At 38.2% G+C, this 19,118-nt stretch carries 28 protein-coding genes; 18 read left to right on the forward strand and 10 right to left on the reverse strand.

The genetic code is table 11. The features are described 5' to 3' along the window. Nucleotides 1-119 precede the first annotated feature (119 nt). The 7 genes from BMF77_RS23985 to BMF77_RS24015 are packed head-to-tail and all read left to right on the forward strand — an operon-like array spanning nt 120 to nt 3,689. Nucleotides 120-1,535 carry a WG repeat-containing protein gene (locus BMF77_RS23985; RefSeq protein WP_168204485.1) on the forward strand — a complete coding sequence of 472 codons (1,416 nt, stop codon included), beginning with the start codon at nt 120-122 and terminating at the stop codon, nt 1,533-1,535. Nucleotides 1,536-1,542: 7 nt separating this feature from the next. Next, nucleotides 1,543-1,902: a type II toxin-antitoxin system RelE/ParE family toxin gene (locus BMF77_RS23990; RefSeq protein WP_148766389.1), complete on the forward strand. Its 360-nt coding sequence runs from the start codon at nt 1,543-1,545 to the stop codon at nt 1,900-1,902. A gap of 10 nt (nt 1,903-1,912) precedes the next feature. After that, nucleotides 1,913-2,176 (forward strand): helix-turn-helix domain-containing protein, encoded by a 264-nt coding sequence (locus BMF77_RS23995; RefSeq protein ID WP_148766391.1) that lies wholly within the window; start codon nt 1,913-1,915, stop codon nt 2,174-2,176. A gap of 37 nt (nt 2,177-2,213) precedes the next feature. Then, nucleotides 2,214-2,540 carry a hypothetical protein gene (locus tag BMF77_RS24000; protein WP_015078397.1) on the forward strand — a complete coding sequence of 109 codons (327 nt, stop codon included), beginning with the start codon at nt 2,214-2,216 and terminating at the stop codon, nt 2,538-2,540. Then, complete coding sequence (locus BMF77_RS24005; protein ID WP_148766393.1) at nt 2,537-2,992, forward strand: hypothetical protein; 456 nt, start codon at nt 2,537-2,539, stop codon at nt 2,990-2,992. The genes BMF77_RS24000 and BMF77_RS24005 overlap by 4 nt, the downstream gene beginning before the upstream one ends. A gap of 9 nt (nt 2,993-3,001) precedes the next feature. After that, the gene (locus BMF77_RS24010; protein WP_015078395.1) at nt 3,002-3,304 is read left to right on the forward strand and encodes a type II toxin-antitoxin system HigB family toxin; all 303 of its coding nucleotides are present in this window, start codon (nt 3,002-3,004) and stop codon (nt 3,302-3,304) included. Beyond that, the gene (locus BMF77_RS24015; RefSeq protein WP_148766395.1) at nt 3,264-3,689 is read left to right on the forward strand and encodes a type II toxin-antitoxin system HigA family antitoxin; all 426 of its coding nucleotides are present in this window, start codon (nt 3,264-3,266) and stop codon (nt 3,687-3,689) included. The genes BMF77_RS24010 and BMF77_RS24015 overlap by 41 nt, the downstream gene beginning before the upstream one ends. A gap of 93 nt (nt 3,690-3,782) precedes the next feature. On the opposite strand, the gene purQ is transcribed toward BMF77_RS24015, so the two are convergent. Beyond that, nucleotides 3,783-4,454 (reverse strand): phosphoribosylformylglycinamidine synthase subunit PurQ, encoded by a 672-nt coding sequence (gene purQ, locus BMF77_RS24020; RefSeq protein WP_148766397.1) that lies wholly within the window; start codon nt 4,452-4,454, stop codon nt 3,783-3,785. Nucleotides 4,455-4,542: 88 nt separating this feature from the next. On the opposite strand from purQ, the gene BMF77_RS28805 reads away from it, so the two are divergent. Beyond that, nucleotides 4,543-4,668 carry a hypothetical protein gene (locus BMF77_RS28805; RefSeq protein ID WP_256370327.1) on the forward strand — a complete coding sequence of 42 codons (126 nt, stop codon included), beginning with the start codon at nt 4,543-4,545 and terminating at the stop codon, nt 4,666-4,668. Here the strand turns inward: BMF77_RS28805 and purS are convergent. Then, complete coding sequence (gene purS, locus BMF77_RS24025) at nt 4,648-4,926, reverse strand: phosphoribosylformylglycinamidine synthase subunit PurS (RefSeq protein WP_041457555.1); 279 nt, start codon at nt 4,924-4,926, stop codon at nt 4,648-4,650. The genes BMF77_RS28805 and purS overlap by 21 nt on opposite strands. Before the next feature lie 125 nt (nt 4,927-5,051). Between purS and BMF77_RS24030 the strand changes: the two genes are divergently transcribed. Beyond that, nucleotides 5,052-5,495: a Fur family transcriptional regulator gene (locus tag BMF77_RS24030; RefSeq protein WP_148766399.1), complete on the forward strand. Its 444-nt coding sequence runs from the start codon at nt 5,052-5,054 to the stop codon at nt 5,493-5,495. Between the two features lie 28 nt (nt 5,496-5,523). Here BMF77_RS24030 and BMF77_RS24035 read toward each other — a convergent pair whose 3' ends face one another. From BMF77_RS24035 to BMF77_RS24045, 3 genes are read right to left on the reverse strand one after another with little or no spacing between them, the layout of a single operon-like run. After that, complete coding sequence (locus tag BMF77_RS24035) at nt 5,524-6,501, reverse strand: SPFH domain-containing protein (RefSeq protein ID WP_148766401.1); 978 nt, start codon at nt 6,499-6,501, stop codon at nt 5,524-5,526. Beyond that, entirely contained in the window at nt 6,428-6,634 is a 207-nt protein-coding gene (locus BMF77_RS24040) for a hypothetical protein (protein ID WP_148766403.1), read from the reverse strand. The genes BMF77_RS24035 and BMF77_RS24040 overlap by 74 nt, the downstream gene beginning before the upstream one ends. After that, nucleotides 6,635-7,066, reverse strand: coding sequence for an NfeD family protein (locus BMF77_RS24045; RefSeq protein WP_148766405.1), 432 nt, complete (start codon nt 7,064-7,066; stop codon nt 6,635-6,637). A 205-nt stretch (nt 7,067-7,271) separates the two neighbouring features. Between BMF77_RS24045 and BMF77_RS24050 the strand changes: the two genes are divergently transcribed. Further along, nucleotides 7,272-9,200, forward strand: coding sequence for a protein phosphatase 2C domain-containing protein (locus BMF77_RS24050; protein ID WP_148766407.1), 1,929 nt, complete (start codon nt 7,272-7,274; stop codon nt 9,198-9,200). Between the two features lie 345 nt (nt 9,201-9,545). Further along, nucleotides 9,546-9,767 carry a ferredoxin-thioredoxin reductase variable chain gene (locus BMF77_RS24060; protein WP_015078389.1) on the forward strand — a complete coding sequence of 74 codons (222 nt, stop codon included), beginning with the start codon at nt 9,546-9,548 and terminating at the stop codon, nt 9,765-9,767. A gap of 80 nt (nt 9,768-9,847) precedes the next feature. Here the strand turns inward: BMF77_RS24060 and hetI are convergent, their stop codons facing one another. Both hetI and BMF77_RS24070 read right to left on the reverse strand, forming a co-directional pair. Beyond that, complete coding sequence (gene hetI, locus BMF77_RS24065) at nt 9,848-10,564, reverse strand: 4'-phosphopantetheinyl transferase HetI (protein ID WP_148766409.1); 717 nt, start codon at nt 10,562-10,564, stop codon at nt 9,848-9,850. A gap of 214 nt (nt 10,565-10,778) precedes the next feature. Then, entirely contained in the window at nt 10,779-11,813 is a 1,035-nt protein-coding gene (locus BMF77_RS24070; RefSeq protein WP_148766411.1) for a YheT family hydrolase, read from the reverse strand. 219 nt (nt 11,814-12,032) lie between these two features. Between BMF77_RS24070 and BMF77_RS24075 the strand changes: the two genes are divergently transcribed. After that, nucleotides 12,033-12,776 carry a response regulator transcription factor gene (locus BMF77_RS24075; protein ID WP_015078386.1) on the forward strand — a complete coding sequence of 248 codons (744 nt, stop codon included), beginning with the start codon at nt 12,033-12,035 and terminating at the stop codon, nt 12,774-12,776. On the opposite strand, the gene BMF77_RS27070 is transcribed toward BMF77_RS24075, so the two are convergent. From BMF77_RS27070 to BMF77_RS24080, 3 genes are all read right to left on the reverse strand, one after another. Next, entirely contained in the window at nt 12,723-12,917 is a 195-nt protein-coding gene (locus tag BMF77_RS27070; protein WP_148279012.1) for a hypothetical protein, read from the reverse strand. The two genes, BMF77_RS24075 and BMF77_RS27070, sit on opposite strands and share 54 nt — an antisense overlap. Continuing rightward, on the reverse strand, nt 12,880-13,059 hold the full coding sequence (locus BMF77_RS27075) for a hypothetical protein (RefSeq protein ID WP_041457552.1): 180 nt from the start codon (nt 13,057-13,059) through the stop codon (nt 12,880-12,882). Before BMF77_RS27075 ends, BMF77_RS27070 begins: the two co-directional genes overlap by 38 nt. A gap of 80 nt (nt 13,060-13,139) precedes the next feature. Beyond that, entirely contained in the window at nt 13,140-13,763 is a 624-nt protein-coding gene (locus BMF77_RS24080) for a hypothetical protein (protein ID WP_148766413.1), read from the reverse strand. Between the two features lie 450 nt (nt 13,764-14,213). On the opposite strand from BMF77_RS24080, the gene der reads away from it, so the two are divergent. The 6 genes from der (at nt 14,214) to BMF77_RS24110 (ending at nt 19,090) form a co-directional block, all read left to right on the forward strand. Then, complete coding sequence (gene der / locus BMF77_RS24085; RefSeq protein ID WP_015078384.1) at nt 14,214-15,578, forward strand: ribosome biogenesis GTPase Der; 1,365 nt, start codon at nt 14,214-14,216, stop codon at nt 15,576-15,578. A gap of 228 nt (nt 15,579-15,806) precedes the next feature. Beyond that, a complete protein-coding gene (locus BMF77_RS24090; protein ID WP_148766415.1) occupies nt 15,807-16,736 on the forward strand; it encodes an energy-coupling factor transporter transmembrane protein EcfT in 930 nt (309 codons plus the stop codon). Nucleotides 16,737-16,943: 207 nt separating this feature from the next. Continuing rightward, nucleotides 16,944-17,492: a nucleotidyltransferase family protein gene (locus tag BMF77_RS24095; protein WP_148766418.1), complete on the forward strand. Its 549-nt coding sequence runs from the start codon at nt 16,944-16,946 to the stop codon at nt 17,490-17,492. A gap of 117 nt (nt 17,493-17,609) precedes the next feature. Next, nucleotides 17,610-17,879 carry a hypothetical protein gene (locus BMF77_RS24100; RefSeq protein ID WP_148766420.1) on the forward strand — a complete coding sequence of 90 codons (270 nt, stop codon included), beginning with the start codon at nt 17,610-17,612 and terminating at the stop codon, nt 17,877-17,879. After that, nucleotides 17,849-18,295: an HNH endonuclease gene (locus BMF77_RS24105; protein WP_148766422.1), complete on the forward strand. Its 447-nt coding sequence runs from the start codon at nt 17,849-17,851 to the stop codon at nt 18,293-18,295. The genes BMF77_RS24100 and BMF77_RS24105 overlap by 31 nt, the downstream gene beginning before the upstream one ends. 78 nt (nt 18,296-18,373) lie before the next feature. Next, nucleotides 18,374-19,090 (forward strand): Uma2 family endonuclease, encoded by a 717-nt coding sequence (locus BMF77_RS24110; protein WP_015078382.1) that lies wholly within the window; start codon nt 18,374-18,376, stop codon nt 19,088-19,090. Nucleotides 19,091-19,118 lie beyond the last annotated feature (28 nt).

Consider the following 19,118-nt stretch of genomic DNA (forward strand, 5'->3'; position numbering starts at 1 on the left):
ATCATCAGAGTGGGTTTGATACCTGTCCTCTTTTCAGTTATGAAAACCAAATTCTACTTATTGACGTTATCTTTGATGGTTTATAATATACAAAAACAGGTTTATTAAAGCAACATTCTATGATTGGTACTATCCTCCGTCAACGTTACAGGATTATCAAAAAATTGGGTGAGGGTGGGTTTTGTGAAACCTACCTTGCAGAAGATTTAGATATTCCCGTGACTCCTAAACCGGTTTGTGTGGTGAAACGTTTAAAACCTAGAGAGATTAACCCAGATAGTATCCGTTTATTTGAACAAGAGGCAAGAATTCTATATGAATTAGGACAAAATCACGATCAAATTCCTAAATCGTATGCCCATTTTCAGGAAGGTCAAGAATTTTATTTGATTCAAGAATTTATTGATGGCCATAATTTAACTCAAGAAATAACACCTGGTAAAAAGCTGGGTGAAGCTGATGTAATTCAACTGTTACGAGATGTTTTAGAAATATTGGTTTATGTCCATAAAAATAAGGTAATTCACCGGGATATTAAACCTGCAAATATCATGCGACGCAAAGATGGGAAATTAGTATTGATTGATTTTGGGGTAGTTAAACAAATTAATACTACCATTGCCATTAAATCAGGTTCAACAAGTCGAACTAGTGGGTTTGGTACAGTCGGATATATGCCTATAGAACAGGCTATAGGTAAGCCGAAATTGAGCAGTGATATTTATGCTTTAGGTATGATAGCAATTCAGGCATTAATTGATCTATCGCCACGCTTATTAGCAGAAGATGATGATGGTGAAATTATTTGGATTGACCAGGTTGAAATAAGTGAGAGGTTAAAGCAGTTTATAAATAAAATGGTGTGTTGTGAATGGCGACAACGTTATAGAAATGCTAAGGAAGCTTTGGATGAATTAAATAAAATTTTTGTAATTAATCAAAGATTATTAGTAGTACCTAAGTTAGTTCCAGTTAGACTTAATGGAAAATATGGTTATGTTAGTGGGGGTAAATTAGTTATTCCCTGCCAGTTTGGTCTTGCTAATAATTTTTCTGAAGGACTAGCAAGTGTAATAAAAGGAGCAAAATGGGGATTTATCAATACTATTGGTGAATTAGCTATCCCCTATCAATTTGATAATGCTTTCAGATTTTCCGAAGAACTAGCAATTGTACAAATAGGAGAAAAATATGGGTATATAAATACCAATGGTCAAATAGTTATTCCTTGTGAGTTTAATCAGATTTATTGGTTCTCTGAAGGACTAGCAGCCGTACAAATAGGAGAAAAATATGGGTATATAAATACTAATGGTGAAATATTTATTTCTTGTCAATTTGATAGGACTCTGTGGTTTTCAGAAGGACTGGCGACTGTACGAATAGGAGATAAATGTGGTTATATAAATACTAATGGTCAAATAGTTATTCCTTATCAGTTTGATAATGCTTATGATTTTTCAGAAGGATTAGCAAAAGTAACAATTAGTGGCAAAGATTACTTAATAGATAAAACAGGAAAGATAGTTTATTAACTAAATTATGACTAATGATACAATCAAAACAGTTATCTGGGTAAACTCTGCCAAAGAAGAACTTCTAGAATTTCCTGAAGATGTAATTGATGAAATTGGATATATTCTCTATCGCGTGCAAATCAATCAAAATCATCCTAAAATAAAACCATTAAAAGGATTTAATGGAGTATTTGAAATTCGCAGCAATTATCAAACTGATACATACCGCACTATTTATGCTATAAAAATTGATGATACTGTTTATGTTCTTCATGCTTTCAAGGAAAAATCACCCAAAGGTATTAAAACACCTCAACAAACTATTGACTTAATTCAGCAAAGATTACAAATAGCAATCCAAATTTCACAAACTAGACAATCATGAGAGGAAGATCATGTTAGATTATACAATCATTTCTGGTAACATATTTCAAGATTTAGGATTTGCTAATGCAGAAGAAAAACTAGCCAAAGTTAAATTAGCTTCCGTTATTGCAGATATTTTAGAACAGCAACAAATCACACATCAAGAAGCTGGAGAAGTTTTAGACTTAGAAGTTGAAAAAGTAAATAATTTAATTAACGGTATTCTCAAAGAATTTACAATTGAAAATTTATTAAGTTATTTAATAAAGTTGGGACAAAATGTAGAATATTAATCATATAAAATACATAATTTTCAGGAGTCTCTAATTAGTGTCTGACAAAATCCATTCCAGATATGCGGATGGAACACCAGTTTATCAAAGTCAAAGACCTCCTAGATTTGGTGAACCCGTAGCCGATCCTTTAGCACAAGCAGCCCATTCCAGATTAAGATGGGATCAATACCATCAAAGAGTTTATCAAGCTAGAGAATTTGATACCAATGGTCAACCAGTGCGAGATATTGACTTTACTAGTCCGACATATCCTAATGGTACACTCCGCCCTGATCATTTACCACCGCCTCATCAACATCTTTGGCTTGCTAATATAACAGGTGGTACTCCCACTCGCAGTAAACAACCACAAATTCTATGAATAACCTCCAAAAATCGGCTTTTACCTTAGTTATTCAACCAGAGGAAAAAATAGAAAATCGCGTTTATATCATTGTCAATTACTTAGCTAAAACCTATCTTGAATCACAATGGCTGATTACTGAAATAGATGCTACCGGATTATTAGGAAATCGTTTAACGTCTATTTTAAATAATCAAGAAAATACGACTATTTCTTCTTCAGATTTTTTACAACTTTTGCAAGAAGAAGGACAAATTCTAGATTTAGAAGCTACCTTAGTGAAAAGTTCTCAAGAAATTATTACTGTTTTTATCAGGGATGGTTATTCTGTAGATATTTTAGGAGTAACAGAATTATTACCTGTTAATGTTTTGAATAATTGTATTCAAGTTGATGCTAATTTATTTGACACTCAAGAAACAGAAATATCTCAACCTAAAATTAATGTTGTTTATCAAAAAATTGCTTAACGTCTAGATATGCACATTATCAGCAAAAAGAGATTAAAAGAATTTTCGCAGCAGCATCCAAAATCTGAATCAAATCTAGAAACATGGTATAAAATTGTTAATAAAGCCAAATGGGAAAACTTTGTTCAATTACGTCAAGTATTCCCATCTGCGGATTTAGTTGGTAACTTCACCGTTTTCAACGTTAGTGGGAACAATTACCGACTGATCGCTTTAGTAGACTATCAATATCAAGAAGTGTATATTCGCCATATCCTTACCCATGCAGAATATGACAAACAAAATTGGAAACAAGACCCTTGGTACACCTAAAACATATCTAGAATTGATCACTGCTTTTCCTCCCAGAAAAATTACCTCAGAGGAAGAATTAGCCATAACTCAAAATATTATTGATTCTTTATTAGATCAAGAAAATTTAACTACTGATGAACGAGATTATCTGCATTTATTAGGATTAGTAGTATCTGAATATGAAGAAGAAAATTATCCTGTAGCAGATATTTATGGAGTAGAATTATTAAAAGTATTAATGACAGAATTGAATTTACAACCCAAAGATTTAATGCCAATTTTTGCCGATGAAACTATAATATCTGATATTTTGTCAGGAGAACAACCTCTAACTATTGAACAAATCGAGAAACTTAGTAATTTCTTTCATGTTTCTCCATCTGTGTTCTTAAAAAATGTTTAGTTGATGTAATGAATACTAATAATAATAAAAGAATTTGATACCAAGTATAGTAAATATAAAAATCCCCGACTCCACTCAGAAGCCGGGAATCTATTACACCAAAGCCGCTACCTTCCCCAACAACCCCTCAAACAAACGCAAACCATCGCTATTACCTAACGCTTTATCTGCTGCTCTTTCTGGATGTGGCATCATTCCCAAAACATTGCCTTGAAGATTACAAATCCCTGCAATGTTGTTGAGTGAACCGTTGGGATTTTCTTGATAACGAAATAAAACTTGTCCGTTGGCTTCGATTTCTGCTAAAGTGGTTTCGTCACCGTAAAATCGCCCCTCTCCGTGGGCAATGGGTAAAGTGATGATTTCCCCTTCCGCATAACCTTGAGTCCAAGGTAAATTATTACGCTCAACTTTCAAGGGAGAGCGATCGCATATAAAGTGCAAATCCTGATTTTTAGCCAATGCCCCAGGTAATAAACCAGCCTCAGTTAATACCTGAAAACCGTTACAAATACCGATGACAAATCTACCCTGTTGTGCATGATTAATCACCTGCTGCATCACAGGAGAGAAGCGAGCGATCGCCCCACAACGCAAATAATCCCCATAACTAAAGCCACCGGGGACAATCACTACATCTATATCACTAATATCTGTCTCTTGATGCCAAACCATGCGCGTTGGTTGTCCTAGCAAATCTCTAGTAACATAGGCAACGTCACGATCACAATTAGAACCTGGAAAAACTAAAATACCGAATTTCATTGTTTGTCAGTTGTCAGTTGTTAGTTGTTAGTAGGGGCGAAGCATTTGGAAGATAAATTATCGGTCATTGCCAAAAATAGTTCTCCAAATGCTTCGCCCGTACAGTTGTCAGTTGTCAGGGAATAGGCAAAAGGTAAGAATTTTCCCTCTTACCCATTACCAATCACCAATCACCAATTACCCATTACCCATTTCAAAATACGCCAGTTTGTGATTCTACTTCAATCAAGTCAAAGCGATAATTTTCGATGACAGGATTTGATAACATTTGATCACAGATTTGATTTAAGTCTCGACGCGCTTTCATCTCATCAGGTGCGACAATAGTTAACTCAATGTACTTACCAATTCTCACCTGTTCCACGTTGTCGTATCCCATTTGTTTGAGGCCAGATTGTACAGCCACACCAGCAGGATCTAAAACTGAAGTTCTAAGTGTCACGAAAATTTTAGCTATATATTTTATTTGCACAGGCTTTTTGCTGAATGCTGCGATCGCTATCCTATAACTTTTATGGTCTAACTGAGTGAAAATATAATGAGGAGTAGGGGAATTCATGAATTCCACCTACATAGATACAAATTTAACCAACATTTATGAGAGCCATACATACCCGTAGTCAAGAACGGATTTTAAACCTGTTACAAAATCTTAAACAAGGCATTTCTGCCCAGGATATTTACGTAGAATTACGTAATCTCAAACAAAGCATGGGTTTAGCAACAGTTTACCGTTCCTTGGATGCTCTCAAATTAGAAGGCTTAGTGCAGGTGCGAACTTTGGCAAATGGTGAAGCCCTTTATAGCTTAGTACAACAAGATAAACACCATCTCACCTGCCTACAATGCGGTATTTCCATTCCCATTCATCAATGTCCTGTCCATGAACTCGAAAACCAATTACAAACCAGCCATCAATTTAAAGTGTTTTATCACACTCTAGAGTTTTTTGGACTGTGTACAAAATGTCGAGTCAAGGAGTCACCGAGTCAGGAGTCAGGAGTCAGAATGAAGGAAGAAGGAAGAAGGAAGAAGGAATGAAGAAAGAAACAAGGAAAGAAGGAATTATTTAATTGCTGGGAAAGAGAGGTTTGGGATCAGAAGTATTATCTGAAACAATAGAACGAATACCTTCTAAAGTAGCGGGAATATTGCGGGGGTCCATAAACATCACCTTGCTGCTATCACTTTTACCAATAGTAGTCCCCATATCCAAATAATTTAATGCTAACAGCACATCCAGAGCTTTTTGAGCATCAGGGTTAGCTTTGATTCTTTGGGCAATAATTTCAGCAGATTCAGCGATCGCTTGTGCCTTTAAAACCTGTTGTTGGCGTTCTGCTTGCGCCCTGAGAATGATTGTTTTTTGTTCAGCTTCTGCCTGCATAATTACTGATTTTTGTCGAGCTTCAGCGTCCAAAAGTTGGGCATCAGCCTTACCTCTGGCACTATTAACCGCAGATTCCCTATCACCTTCCGAAGTTAAAATAGATGCCCGTTTGCGACGTTCCGCCGACATTTGTAATTCCATTGCTTCCCGGACTGCTTGAGAAGGAATAATATCCCTCAACTCCACTCGCGTCACCTTTACACCCCAAGGATCAGTAGAAACATCCAATTCCTGTAATAACAATTCATTGATTTGGGTACGGGCAGTAAAAGTTTGATCTAACTCCAATTGTCCCATTTCCGAACGAATTTGAGTCAACACCAAATTTACCATCGCCGATTGCAGATCCTCGACCTTATAGCGGGCTTTTTCCATATCTACAATCCGCCAATAAATCACCGCATCTACCTCAATGCCCACATTATCGCGGGTGATACACTTTTGAGGCGGAATATCGAGAACTTTTTCCCGAATAGTTTCTTGGTAGACAACTTTATCAATAAACGGGATCACAAAATTTAGCCCTGGGTGCATTTTTTTGTTATAACTACCCAATCTTTCCACCAAAGCTTCATTTCCCTGATTAACAACACGCACAGATCCAGCAACAGCAGAACCACCCAGCGCCAAAAAGACCAGTAAAAAAAACTGTTCCATAATAATTTTCTCCTAATTTACAGGTATTGACCATTAAAGCCAGAACTGACAACTGTAGGGGCGAAGCATTTGGAGAACTATTTTTGGCAATGACCGATAATTTATCTTCCAAATGCTTCGCCCCTACTGACAACTAACTCAAAAAATTATCTGGAATGACAATTAAAGTCGTCCCTTCCCTTCTCACCACATAAACAGTTTGCTGAGGTGGTAAGCTGATTTTGTCGTCATCACATTTTGCTCGCCAAGAGTTACCCTCGTATAGTACCCTGCCCACCTGTCCCGGCAAAATTTCCGTTAAAGTTTCAGCTATGACTGCATCTTGAATTTTTGATTTCCGTCGTCGTGGTTGCAAAAACCGCCGAGACAGGATAATCAGAATTGTGGAAAATAAAAGCCAAGCTGTAACTTGTATCCACAAATTTCCTATCCCCAAGTAAGATAATAATCCCACCATCAAGGCACTAATACCCATCATGAAAGAAACAAAAGCTGATGGTAAAAAAAGTTCCGTTAAACACAGAACCGACCCTGCTAACAGCCAAATTAAGGTAAAACTTGGCATAACGCTTTTCCCTTACAATAGATTTACTCGTACTAATTTTATGAGAGACTGCAAAGAATCATGAAATCTATTGATCCATCCTTATCTGCGTTTATCTGCGTTCAAATATTCTTAAAATCTGATTCCATGCAGTTCCATCTTAACTTGAGATTAGATACATCAATACAGTGAATATTTACAGAAAAAACTAATCATCAATTTAATTATGCTTTCTAATCAACGGATTATTAATTGCCCAAATTCCGAATGTGATCAACCAATTAACTCTGTGGGGGATACTATTTGCGATCGCTGTCACACTCCCCTAATTTACCGCTATCTCCGGGCAACTGGCAACCAAGTAGCAGAAATTCCCCCAGGAACAAAAGTAGCAGACAGATATGAAGTCATCAACCCACAAATTTGGCTAGATACCAAGCCTGCAACCCTACCACATATACCTGCCCCACTGCCAAATATCGTTATTCCCTATCTCAGCTTATATTCACAACGTTTACATATTCCCCAAGCTTATGGGTTTACTTCCTTAGCAGAAATATATGGTGATATTTTACTGCTAGAAAATGCCCCCATAGATGAAATAGGCTGCATTTACCCGAAAATTACCGACTCCTGGGAACAAGCATCTCCCGTCAGACAAGTTTACTGGTTATGGCAAATTCTCCAACTATGGACACATTTATCAAAATTAGGAGTTGCCCAAAGCTTACTATTAGCAGATAATTTATGTGTGCAAGGTTGGTGTATTCGGTTATTAGAACTGCATCAAAGTACAGAACCACCAACTTTACAAGATTTAGGTAATTCTTGGCGGAACTGGGTGACAATAGCCAAAACCACAATTGCCGAAAAACTAAACATCATAGTTGAGTTAATGTGTCAACCAGAAATTGATTTACAGATCATCAATACTCAACTTAATGAATTATTGCTAACAACAGCCGCCGACTTACCTTTATATTTAACCATAGCCGGGGCAACAGATCCTGGAACTGTTATTAAACATAATGAAGATGCTTGTTATCCCAGTCATCCGAGAGATATAGATGATCAATTACAACCACGACTAGCAATTATTTGTGATGGTATTGGTGGCCATGAAGGTGGTGAAGTTGCGAGTCAATTAGCTTTGCAGTCTCTCAAATTGCAAATGCGGGCTTTATTAACAGAGATAGGACAACAAACAGAACTATTAACCCCGGATTTATTATATCAACAAATAGAGTCTTGTTTGCGAGTCGTTAATAATGTGATATGGTCGCGCAATGACGAGCAAAAACGCCAGGGCAAAGAACGCATGGCCACAACCTTAATCATGTCCTTGCAAATCCCCCAAAGAGGAGAACAATTAGAAAATTCCCACGAACTTTATTTAGCCCATATTGGTGATAGTCGGGCTTATTGGATAACCCAGAATTATTGTCAACTTCTGACTGTAGATGATGATATGGTAAAACGAAAAGTTGGTTTAGGGAAAACTTTATATCGTCAAGCATTGCAAATCCCAGAAGCCAAAGCCCTGACCCAAGCACTAGGCACAAAAGAAGCCGAATTTCTCAACTTTTCGATTCAACGATTTATCATAGAAGAAGATGGGATTTTATTGCTGTGTTCCGATGGTTTAAGCGATCGCAATTTAGTCGAACAATCCTGGCAAGACTACGCAATTCCCGTGCTTACAGGCGATTTAGACATAGCAGATGCTACCCAGGAATTAATTAAACTCGCCAATGAAAAGAATGGCCAAGATAATATATCTGTAGTATTGACCCTTTGTCGTGTGGACAAACCATCCTCAATGGCAATTATCCCCGCACCTCCGGCAGAAATTACTCCTCCCCAACCCTTAGCTGTTCCCGATTCAGAAGCATTAATTATCACAGCATCCATAGAAACAGATTTAGCCGCAAGTTCCCAAGCCCTGCTTGATTTAAGTCTGACAGAAGCACAGACAGCACCGATAAAACCATCTAGAAGCAAAGGTTTGGGACTATTTGCGAGATTATTAGTTTTGTTGCTGGGAAGTACCACTGTCGGTTTATTTGCTTGGTGGCAATTATCTCCCCAATCATTCTCACAAGTCTGTCGGCAACTTCCCCAAAAGGTGCGAGAATTCTGTCCAGGCAGGGAGTAGGTAGGGGAGGTAGGGGAGGTAGGGGAGGCAGGGAGTAGGTAGGGGAGGTAGGGGAGGTAGGGGAGGTAGGGGAGGTAGGGGAGGTAGGGGAAGTAGGGGAAGTAGGGGAGGTAGGGGAAGTAGGGGAGGTAGGGGAGGTAGGGAAAAGAGTATTACCATTACCAATTACCCATTACCAATTACCAATTACCAATCATCTTAATAAGAAATATACAAGTTTGTTCCACGGCTGAATAGCGCGATGTGTTGTAAAATTGAGTTTGCCATTAAATCATGCTGGATTTTATATTCAAAAAAGCTGTGGAGATGGTTTGGGAACAAAAAAAGTTAGATACATAAGATATTATGAAAGTAGGCGATCGCGTGCAAGTGAAAGAATCAGTAGTAGTTTATCATCATCCTGAACATCGCGGTCAGGCTTTTGACATCAAAGGTACAGAAGGAGAAATAGTGGCTATTGTCACCCAATGGCAGGGTAGACCCGTGAGTGCTAACTTTCCTTTTTTAGTGCAGTTTGGCAAAAAATTTAAAGCCCACTTACGCGATTTTGAAATAGAAAGTATCTAGAATAGGAGTCAGAAGTCAGAAGAGGGAATAAAAAAGAATTCAGTATCCCCAATAATTGATTCTCACTTCTGAACTCTTTTTCAGTAATATTCCCAGCAATGCAAATTAATATTGCTACCTGCAACTACAACCGCAGCCGCAAAATTTTCTGCTGGTGTTAATTCTCTTAAATTCCAATCTCCTGATACAAGTAATTGACTTGGTTGATTTGGTGTTAAAGATATTTCAATTTCTTCTAACTGTACTAAACCATCTCCTGTGGCTTTTAAATAAGCTTCTTTGCAAGTCCAATAACGGAAAAATATTTGTTGTTGTTCTTGGGGAGAAAATAGTCGCAGGTATTCATATTCTTTAAAAGAAAAGAATCTTTTTGCCAAACCTTCCAAATCAGACATAGTGCGAATATATTCTAAATCCACACCAATTTGATGTTGATAACTTACTCCACACAAAGCCAAATCTTGGGAATGAGATAAGTTAAATAATAATCCTTGATCAGCAAATTTAGCCGCTAATAAAGGCTTACCACGGGGCTGATATTCAAATTCTACTTGTTTGGGATCAATACCCAAATATTGCCCTAAAATGGCGCGGAGAGTACCGCGTCCGGCAATAAATCTTTGCCGATGTTCAGGAAAATAAAACCTTTGGGCGCGAGCAATTTCATCACTAGATAAAGTTTCTCGAAAAAATTGTAATTGTGATTCTGATGAATTTAAATTAATGCGCCAAATATGCACATCATTTAATAACAAATCTAATTTTTTAGGTGCAGGTAGCCAATTAAAATTAAACACAATCGCTAATAATTAAACTTTACTTTTTTGCATAGAACCATTTTCAATTTTTTGGCTAAGTAGGTGAACGGAAAAAAACCGTAGACGCGGAGCGGCTTCTCGAAGAGTAATATGTAACGAAAAGTAAAATCGCCCAAAGCCTCTTCACTCTTGCCTCTTGCCTCTTGCCTCTTGCCTCTTGCCTAGTGCCATAACGACGATTTTCAACGCTAACCTACTTACGGCTTGTTTCTATCCACTCTAAAACACGATTCCAAGCCCACCATTGATCAGGATCTTCATATTGATTTTGACATTTTTTGCTACTCACATAACCAACATGGCCACCGTAGCGAGTCAGTAATAAATCTATGTCAGGGTTTTTCGTAGCAGCGGCTTCTAAATCAGGAATAATGGCAGGATCAAATAAAGGGTCATCAGCAGCATATAAAATTAAAGTTGGTTTGGACAATTTAGGTAATAATTCTAACCCACTGCTGGCTTGATAATAATCAGCGACGGTGGCAAAACCCAAAGGTGCAATCACCAATTCTTCATCAAATCCCCAAATACTATTAGCCCGTTCAATAGCTTCTGGTTGCATAGATTCAGGATAAACAGCATGAATTTTCCAGGCCAGTTTTTTCAATTCCTTAGCAATGCGAGATTCAATATATTTACCAAAGGGGTGTGTAACCAAATAAGTCAATGAACGGAACGAATCCAAACTCGGACAAATCACCGCCCCACCTGCAATATCAATGTCTTTAGGTGCTAAATCCGCTGCGGCTTTCACTCCCCACAAAGCCAATTGTCCCCCCAAAGAATAGCCCGTAAACCAAAATGGTGAAGGACAACCCATTTTTGCCGCAGTTTCCGCAATTCTGACAAAATCTTCCCCTTCATACAAACCATCAGAAGTCAATGTTGGCGATAATTCTGCGGTTTTACCATGCGCCCGCCAATCAAATAACACCACAGCATAGCCTTGGGCGTAAGCCTTGCGTCCCAAAATTCTTAAAAACCATTGTTGGTCTAATTCTCCAGTAATACCATAAGTGCCAACAATCGTACTATGGACATTTGGGGGAATAGCAACTTTTCCAAAAATTGGCACACCTTGACCACCTGTGAAGATGACTTCCTGGTATTTTGGTTCTGGGTGAGTAGTTTTACTCTCCCAATCACGATTAGCCCATAAAGCTGTATAAGTCGTCATGGTCACGCCATTTTGCAAAAAATAGGGCGGCAAATACTCGTATTTATACATATAAATATTACAATCATTTACTTTTAATATTTATATTAGGTTTAACATATTTTTTATAATTGAGGTGGTAATCTTTTTATATATCAAGGAAAACAACTGTCTAGAGTTTGCTCCATGATCTCACAATCCCTCAACTTTTTCCCAGAATCAGCAAAGCGAAATTTTGGTAGTCGAGGAAACGTCAATTATCCTTAAATAAAGTAGTTATAATTTTTAAGAATGCCGAGGATTCTTGTCATAGACGATGACCCAGCGATTTCAGAACTTGTTGCCGTCAACTTGGAAATGGCGGGCTACGATGTTAGTCAAGCCGAAGATGGTATCAAAGGTCAGGCGCTGGCTCTCCAGCTACAACCAGACTTAATTATGCTCGATCTCATGTTACCTAGAGTAGATGGGTTTACAGTTTGTCAACGCTTACGTCGGGATGAACGCACTTCCGAAATTCCTGTATTGATGTTAACTGCTTTAAGCCAAACTCAAAACAAGGTAGAAGGCTTTAATGCTGGTGCGGATGACTATCTCACCAAACCCTTTGAGCTAGAAGAGTTATTAGCGCGGGTACGGGCTTTATTAAGACGCACGGACAGGATTCCCCAAGCTGCAAAACATAGCGAAATTCTCAACTATGGACCGATTACTCTCGTTCCCGAAAGATTTGAGGCTATCTGGTTCAAAACAACAGTGAAATTGACTCATTTAGAATTTGAGTTACTCCACTGCTTGCTACAACGTCACGGACAAACCGTTTCCCCCAGCGAAATCCTCAGAGAAGTTTGGGGTTATGATCCTGATGATGATATTGAGACTATTCGCGTGCATATTCGTCATTTGAGAACCAAACTCGAACCAGATCCTCGTCATCCACGCTACATTAAGACTGTCTACGGTGCGGGATATTGTCTGGAATTACCTAGTGTATCTTCTGGAATTGACGAAGCGATCGCTACAATAGTTGAGTGAAAGGGAACAGGGAACAGGGAACAGGGAACAGGCAAGAATTATTACCACTGACAACTGTACGGGCGAAGCATTTGGAGAACTATTTTTGGCAATGACCGATAATTTATCTTCCAAATGCTGACAACTGTACGGGCGAAGCATTTGGAGAACTATTTTTGGCAATGACCGATAATTTATCTTCCAAATGCTTCGCCCCTACTAACAACTGACAACTGACAAAAAGTCCATTTTTTGTAGGTTGGGTTAAGCGACAGCGCAACCCGACGCATTTGTTGGGTAACATACGTCAACCCAACCTACAAATCAAGAGTTTTTTCGATTTGGACAAGGTATTGTTACATAGATTGAATTTTTAACGCCAGCTTAACTTATTGTTAATGTTTTTTTGCTTTTTAATCGCTTTAACCCTACACCAAGACCAATTCCTGTTATAGAACCAAGAATAGTACCACTCCCCGAAATATCCCAAGGCACAGGCACACCTATAGCTATAGCGAATGTTCGATTGGGATTATTCCAGTTATATATGTTGTAGGAGTGTTGAACTTCTCCTATATATGGAAGTTGGGTTGAATTGTTCGGCTGTATTGACGCTAAACTTAGAATGGAGTTCGTCTTTCCAGGTACGTGTTCAGTCTGGGTTGCATAAGCGAAGTACGCTCCTGCCCAATTATTCCCATTTATTCCAGTCGGATTCACGTAACAACCGCTTGATGGACAACCAACAACACTAGCCAATCCATTAGCAAGAGATTGATTTCCCCACAACGCATTACGTGGACTGTTCAAAGCGTTTGTGCCGAAAAAAGCATCATTGCCATTGAAACTGTGCGTAGTTACATCGTACTTTAAACCATTATAGGTAAAAACAACAGCACCAGCAGGGGAAGCAGAAGCAATCATCGTCCCAGCCAAGGTAGCACCAGCGATAGCTATACAAACTTTTTGGTTGATGAACATGGTGTTCAAAAATAAAATAGTTAACACAAACAAAATTTAATACTATGTCACCATAAATATTGAATCTCATAACAAAATTTCGTACTTAAAGACATAGTAACCCCAAAATAACAAAATTAGCTCGCAAAGACAATCTTCCTGAACCAGTCTACATAGCTCGTATGTTGACACAAAAAATTCTGTAAATATCGCAGTTTACCTCACTTGGTCGTACTCACAATGCTTATACAGCCTTTGAACCATCCTAATTTGGCTACAGTATTGACAAATTTAATTATTTCTAATTGCAGATTTTTAGAACAAAACTGTTCCCAGTTAAGAGTTAAGAGTTCCCTACCCTGACAGACAACTTTTTCAAAAACTCCTAATTATCAAAAACCATGGTAAAATAAATAGTTCTCTAAAACAGTGCTGGGTGAAGAACGTAGAGACAAAACTCAGCACACCTACACACTCAGCACTAAAGAACTCTAGTTTATGCCATTGCCAATTGTTGCAATTATCGGTCGCCCCAATGTGGGCAAATCCACCTTTGTTAATCGTCTTGCCGGAGATCAAACGGCAATAGTCCATGATGAACCAGGGGTAACACGCGATCGCACCTATCGTCCAGCTTTTTGGAATGATCGGGAATTTGTGGTAGTGGACACAGGTGGCTTGGTTTTTAACGATGACACCGAATTTCTCCCCATGATTCGCCAACAGGCGTTAACAGCACTTTCAGAAGCTTGTGCTGCTATTTTTGTTGTGGATGGACAAGCTGGTTTGATGCCCGCGGATGAAGAAATTTCTGAATGGTTACGTCAACAACCAGTACCCGTATTACTGGCTGTGAATAAATGTGAATCTCCAGATCAAGGGGTGATTCAAGCTGCTGAATTTTGGGAATTGGGACTAGGTGAACCTTTCCCCATTTCCGCGATTCATGGTAGTGGGACAGGGGAAATCCTGGATGAGTTAATGAATCACATTCCTCTGATAGTAGAAGAAGAGGAAAATAAGGAAATTAAAGTTGCCATTATTGGTAGACCAAATGTGGGGAAATCCAGCCTACTCAATGCGTTTGTTGGTGAATATAGAGCTATTGTCAGTCCTATTTCTGGAACAACTAGAGATACAATTGATACAGTAGTTGAACGAGGTGATCAAACCTATAGGTTAATTGATACTGCTGGTATTCGCAAAAAGAAACATATAGAATACGGGACAGAATTTTTCAGTATTAACCGTGCTTTCAAAGCTATTCGCCGCTCTGATGTGGTTTTATTAGTGATTGATGCCGTAGATGGCGTAACTGAACAGGATCAGAAATTAGCAGGTCGCGTTTTAGAAGAAGGTCGCGCTTGTGTTATTGTCGTCAACAAGTGGGATGCTGTTGAGAAAGACTCGTATACCATCTATGATCATGCAAAAGAATTGGAATCACGCTTACACTTTACAGAATGGGCAGATACCATTTATGTGAGTGCTGTTACGGGACAACGGGTAGAAAAGATTTTAGAATTGGTAAATACAGCGGCTGAGGCACACAAACGCCGTGTGAGTACATCAGTAATTAATGAAGTGCTAGAAGATGCTATCAGTTGGCATTCACCACCGACTTCACGGGGCGGTCGTCAGGGTAAGATATACTACGGTACTCAAGTTAGCAGTCAGCCGCCTTCTATCGCGCTGTTTGTTAATGATAATACCCGCTTTAATGATAATTATCGCCGTTACATTGAACGCCAATTCCGCAAACAGTTAGGCTTTCAAGGTACACCCATTCGGCTATTTTGGCGCAGTAAGAAAGTTCGAGACGTGGAAATTGGCGGTCCAAACCGAGCTACTCGTGTAAAATAGGAAACGTAAGGAGTCAGTTAGGAAGCCAAAAAGGAAGCCAGGGAATAAATTCCCTGTCTAAAAGCTAAAGTCGGTTAAAACCGACTGTTTTATGTTTATTTATTCTATAAATAGGATAATTTTTGATTTTGAGTTAATCAGAGTGCGTTTTAACGTACTTTAGCTATTAGACCGGAGTTTTATTTCCGGGTGGCTTACTGACAACTGACCAATGACAACTGACAAAATATGGATTTATTGCGATCGCTTCCTCTCGGACTTTACTTAGAAGAACCGCAAACTTGGTTACATAAACTCGACCCGCGAGTTAAGTTAATTTGGTTATTGAGCTTTCTGAGTAGCTATATTGTCGCTAATAACTATTGGCGGGTATTATTGGTATTACTGCTAATTACTTTTACTGTATTTGCCAAAATTCCTCTGCGAGTATGGCGACAACAAATGGGCTGGTTGTTGATATTATCATTTATGGTATTAGTCATTGCCTCCATTAGTCCTGATGGATTAGGTGTAAGTTATCAGTCTCGCTTACCTGCAAATGAACAAGTCCTCACCCAACCAATAACTGATAAAAAGATCCAAGTTACTCCCGAATTAGCAGATAGTCATAAAGAATATAGCTATGTGCTATTTAATAAAGGATTTGTGAAAGTAAATCGCCGTTCTTTGGATTTGGCAATTAGCTTGAGTACAATGGTTTTTACATTAATCTACAGCACTAATTTATATTTACTCACAACTGCACCGGAAGAAATTACTTCGGGAATGGAAAGTTTAATGCAGCCGTTGAGAAGGTTCAATATTCCCGTTACAGAAATTACCCTGACGTTAACTTTATCTTTGCGGTTTATTCCCCTAGTTTTAGAAGAAATCCAAAACCTAGTGCGTTCTGTAATGACTAGGGCAATTAATTGGAAAAAACTAGGATTAAAAGGAGGGGCAAAAGTTTGGTTAATTGTGACTGAGAGATTATTAGAAAATCTGCTTTTGCGGGCGGAACAAATGGCAAATGCGATGATGGTAAGGGGTTTTACGAGTCCCAATGAACATCGAGTTAAATGGCAAGAGTTAAAGTTGAAAATGGGTGATTGGTTAGCGATCGCCACTTTAATGATATTTTGGGTAATTAGGATAGCTTTTGGTGCAGATGTTTCTTAAATAGACACCTGGCGAAAAAAAATGTAGAGACGTTCCATGGAACGTCTCTACTGGGTGAATAAATTGATTATTTTTTAGTGCTGAAAATGGTAGTAAACATCATTAACATTCCCCCTGCCAAAATAATGATTGCTAATCCTCCAGCCACTAAATCCAAAGTATTACTATCTATGGTCATATTATTCATGCTCCTCTAAATTATACATTATGAATAATAATACACAATTACAAATTATTCTTTCTAATTCTATTATTGCCACCGTCTTACCTGCAATAGCCCAACTCGATTTACCTAACTGGTGGTTGGCTGGGGGTGCAGTCAGAAATACAGTTTGGCGTTCTCTGTTTGGGCAAGAATGTGATTTATTCATCAAAGATTTTGATATTGCTTTTTTTGATGAAACAGGAAATCGTGAACAAGAATTATTTGCTAAGTCTACTTTGAAAACACAATTTCCTGAACAGGAGTTTGATGTTAAAAATCAAGCTAGTTTTGGAAATTGGCGGGCTGGAAGAATGACTTATAATAGTACAGAAGATGGGATTATAAGTTGGTTACATACGGCGACTGCTGTAGGAGTTAGGATGACTAAACAGGGAGAATGGCAATTTTTTACTCCCTACGGTTTAGATGATTTATTTAAGGGGATTATTCGACCAACACCAATACATATTAATAATCCAGATGCTGATCAAAAAGCAGCGGTTTTTTTGCAAAAATGTTCTTGTCTGCGGTTGGGAAAGGATGAGTTATAAAGTATATTTTTTTGTCTGATAGCTAAGCGTGGCGTTAGCCATATCAGGATATCCAGGATTTAAGGATTTGCAGGATTTTTTATGAGATAATAGAAATAAAGACACTGTGAACACACAATGACTACTCAATTAATGGTTCAACCTTCGTCTTTAATATCTTCTGGTATGAAGATGAGTGAATTTGGTAATATTTATCTATTTAAATTTACCGAAGAACTACAGATACGTTTTGAAGAACTATTAGCAAAGAAAACATCTGATACGCTGACTTCTGAAGAGGAAGCGGAATATGTAGGTATCTCGGAGTTACAGCGAATATTTACCTTAATTAATGCTCAACTAGCGGCTAAAAGTAAATGGTGTCCGAACCAACTCGACGACTTATAAGAAAACGAGCTAAATTCCTCTGTGAATATTGCCACTCTCCTGAATACCTGAGTCCCGACCGTTTTACCATTGACCATATTATGCCGCAGTCTTTGGGAGGTTCAGATGAAATGGATAATTTAGCTTTGGCTTGTCATCGCTGTAATGAGCGTCATTATAATTTTATAGTAGCTACTGATCCTAAAACTCAAGAGAAAGTTGCTTTATTTAACCCTCGTCAGCAAGAATGGTCAGGGCATTTTATATGGACAAAAGATGGTATAAAAATTGTAGGTACAACGCCTACAGGAAGAGCTACTAGCGATCGCTTTGACTTCAATGATAAACGACGTGATGAGCCTTCTATTCAAGTTGCTCGGCGTTTTTGGGTAGAAGCTGGTTGGCATCCACCACTATCAGATCCTTGTCAAGAATAAAAATCTATATCCTATTAATTTCGGCACAATAGAAATACCGTGAACACACAATAAATTAAATTTTCAAGGAATAGTAATATGTATCAAACAGATCCGCCCCGTTCACCTCAAGAAGTGTTACCAACGATGTATGATCTCAAAAGTGAAGATCCAGAGGAGAAAGGTTTGCCTGATCAATTTCATTTATTACAACCTCGTTTATTAGACGAAACTTTTAATTCTCCTACCTATCCTAGCAACAAAATATTTACCGCTAGTGATCTGAACCTCTATTATGATCCTCATCATCCCACATGGTACAAAAGACCAGATTGGTTTGTATCTGTGGATGTTTCTCCTCTTTATAAAAATGGTGATTTACGTTTAAGTTATGTAATTTGGCAAGAGGGAATTACTCCTTTTATTATAGTTGAATTACTATCACCAGGAACTGAAAAGGAAGATTTAGGACAGACTTTGCGGAATGTGGAAAAACCGCCTACAAAATGGGAAGTTTATGAACAGATTTTAAGGATTCCCTATTATGCTATTTTTGACCGTTACAAGTATGAGTTTAGAATGTTTAAATTAGATGGTGGTCGTTATGCGGAAATAGATTTATCATCATCAAATTCTCGTTTTTGGATACCAGAAATAGAATTAGGTTTGGGAGTTTGGGAGGGAACTTATAATAATATTCAGCAGCCTTGGTTACGCTGGTATGATATTTCTGGTAATTGGGTTTTGACTCCAATAGAACAAAAGGAAAGGTTGATAGAACAGTTAAGAAAGTTGGGTGTTGAACCTGATATTTAATTTGTCTGAATCAGGATATCCAGGATTT

This window comes from Dolichospermum sp. UHCC 0315A (assembly GCF_008121535.1).
Taxonomy (GTDB): domain Bacteria; phylum Cyanobacteriota; class Cyanobacteriia; order Cyanobacteriales; family Nostocaceae; genus Dolichospermum; species Dolichospermum lemmermannii.

Excerpts from the sequence above, each read along its gene's own strand:
- BMF77_RS23985 (WP_168204485.1), top strand. The coding sequence starts at position 120 with ATGATTGGTACTATCCTCCGTCAACGTTACAGGATTATCAAAAAATTG.
- BMF77_RS23990 (WP_148766389.1), top strand. The coding sequence starts at position 1,543 with ATGACTAATGATACAATCAAAACAGTTATCTGGGTAAACTCTGCCAAA.
- BMF77_RS23995 (WP_148766391.1), top strand. The coding sequence starts at position 1,913 with ATGTTAGATTATACAATCATTTCTGGTAACATATTTCAAGATTTAGGA.
- BMF77_RS24005 (WP_148766393.1), top strand. The coding sequence starts at position 2,537 with ATGAATAACCTCCAAAAATCGGCTTTTACCTTAGTTATTCAACCAGAG.
- BMF77_RS24010 (WP_015078395.1), top strand. The coding sequence starts at position 3,002 with ATGCACATTATCAGCAAAAAGAGATTAAAAGAATTTTCGCAGCAGCAT.
- BMF77_RS24015 (WP_148766395.1), top strand. The coding sequence starts at position 3,264 with ATGACAAACAAAATTGGAAACAAGACCCTTGGTACACCTAAAACATAT.
- purQ (WP_148766397.1), bottom strand. The coding sequence starts at position 4,454 with ATGAAATTCGGTATTTTAGTTTTTCCAGGTTCTAATTGTGATCGTGAC.
- BMF77_RS28805 (WP_256370327.1), top strand. The coding sequence starts at position 4,543 with ATGCTTCGCCCGTACAGTTGTCAGTTGTCAGGGAATAGGCAAAAGGTA.
- BMF77_RS24030 (WP_148766399.1), top strand. The coding sequence starts at position 5,052 with ATGAGAGCCATACATACCCGTAGTCAAGAACGGATTTTAAACCTGTTA.
- BMF77_RS24035 (WP_148766401.1), bottom strand. The coding sequence starts at position 6,501 with ATGGAACAGTTTTTTTTACTGGTCTTTTTGGCGCTGGGTGGTTCTGCT.
- BMF77_RS24045 (WP_148766405.1), bottom strand. The coding sequence starts at position 7,066 with ATGCCAAGTTTTACCTTAATTTGGCTGTTAGCAGGGTCGGTTCTGTGT.
- BMF77_RS24050 (WP_148766407.1), top strand. The coding sequence starts at position 7,272 with ATGCTTTCTAATCAACGGATTATTAATTGCCCAAATTCCGAATGTGAT.
- BMF77_RS24060 (WP_015078389.1), top strand. The coding sequence starts at position 9,546 with ATGAAAGTAGGCGATCGCGTGCAAGTGAAAGAATCAGTAGTAGTTTAT.
- BMF77_RS24070 (WP_148766411.1), bottom strand. The coding sequence starts at position 11,813 with ATGTATAAATACGAGTATTTGCCGCCCTATTTTTTGCAAAATGGCGTG.
- BMF77_RS24075 (WP_015078386.1), top strand. The coding sequence starts at position 12,033 with ATGCCGAGGATTCTTGTCATAGACGATGACCCAGCGATTTCAGAACTT.
- BMF77_RS27070 (WP_148279012.1), bottom strand. The coding sequence starts at position 12,917 with ATGCTTCGCCCGTACAGTTGTCAGCATTTGGAAGATAAATTATCGGTC.
- BMF77_RS27075 (WP_041457552.1), bottom strand. The coding sequence starts at position 13,059 with ATGTTACCCAACAAATGCGTCGGGTTGCGCTGTCGCTTAACCCAACCT.
- der (WP_015078384.1), top strand. The coding sequence starts at position 14,214 with ATGCCATTGCCAATTGTTGCAATTATCGGTCGCCCCAATGTGGGCAAA.
- BMF77_RS24090 (WP_148766415.1), top strand. The coding sequence starts at position 15,807 with ATGGATTTATTGCGATCGCTTCCTCTCGGACTTTACTTAGAAGAACCG.
- BMF77_RS24095 (WP_148766418.1), top strand. The coding sequence starts at position 16,944 with ATGAATAATAATACACAATTACAAATTATTCTTTCTAATTCTATTATT.
- BMF77_RS24100 (WP_148766420.1), top strand. The coding sequence starts at position 17,610 with ATGACTACTCAATTAATGGTTCAACCTTCGTCTTTAATATCTTCTGGT.
- BMF77_RS24105 (WP_148766422.1), top strand. The coding sequence starts at position 17,849 with ATGGTGTCCGAACCAACTCGACGACTTATAAGAAAACGAGCTAAATTC.
- BMF77_RS24110 (WP_015078382.1), top strand. The coding sequence starts at position 18,374 with ATGTATCAAACAGATCCGCCCCGTTCACCTCAAGAAGTGTTACCAACG.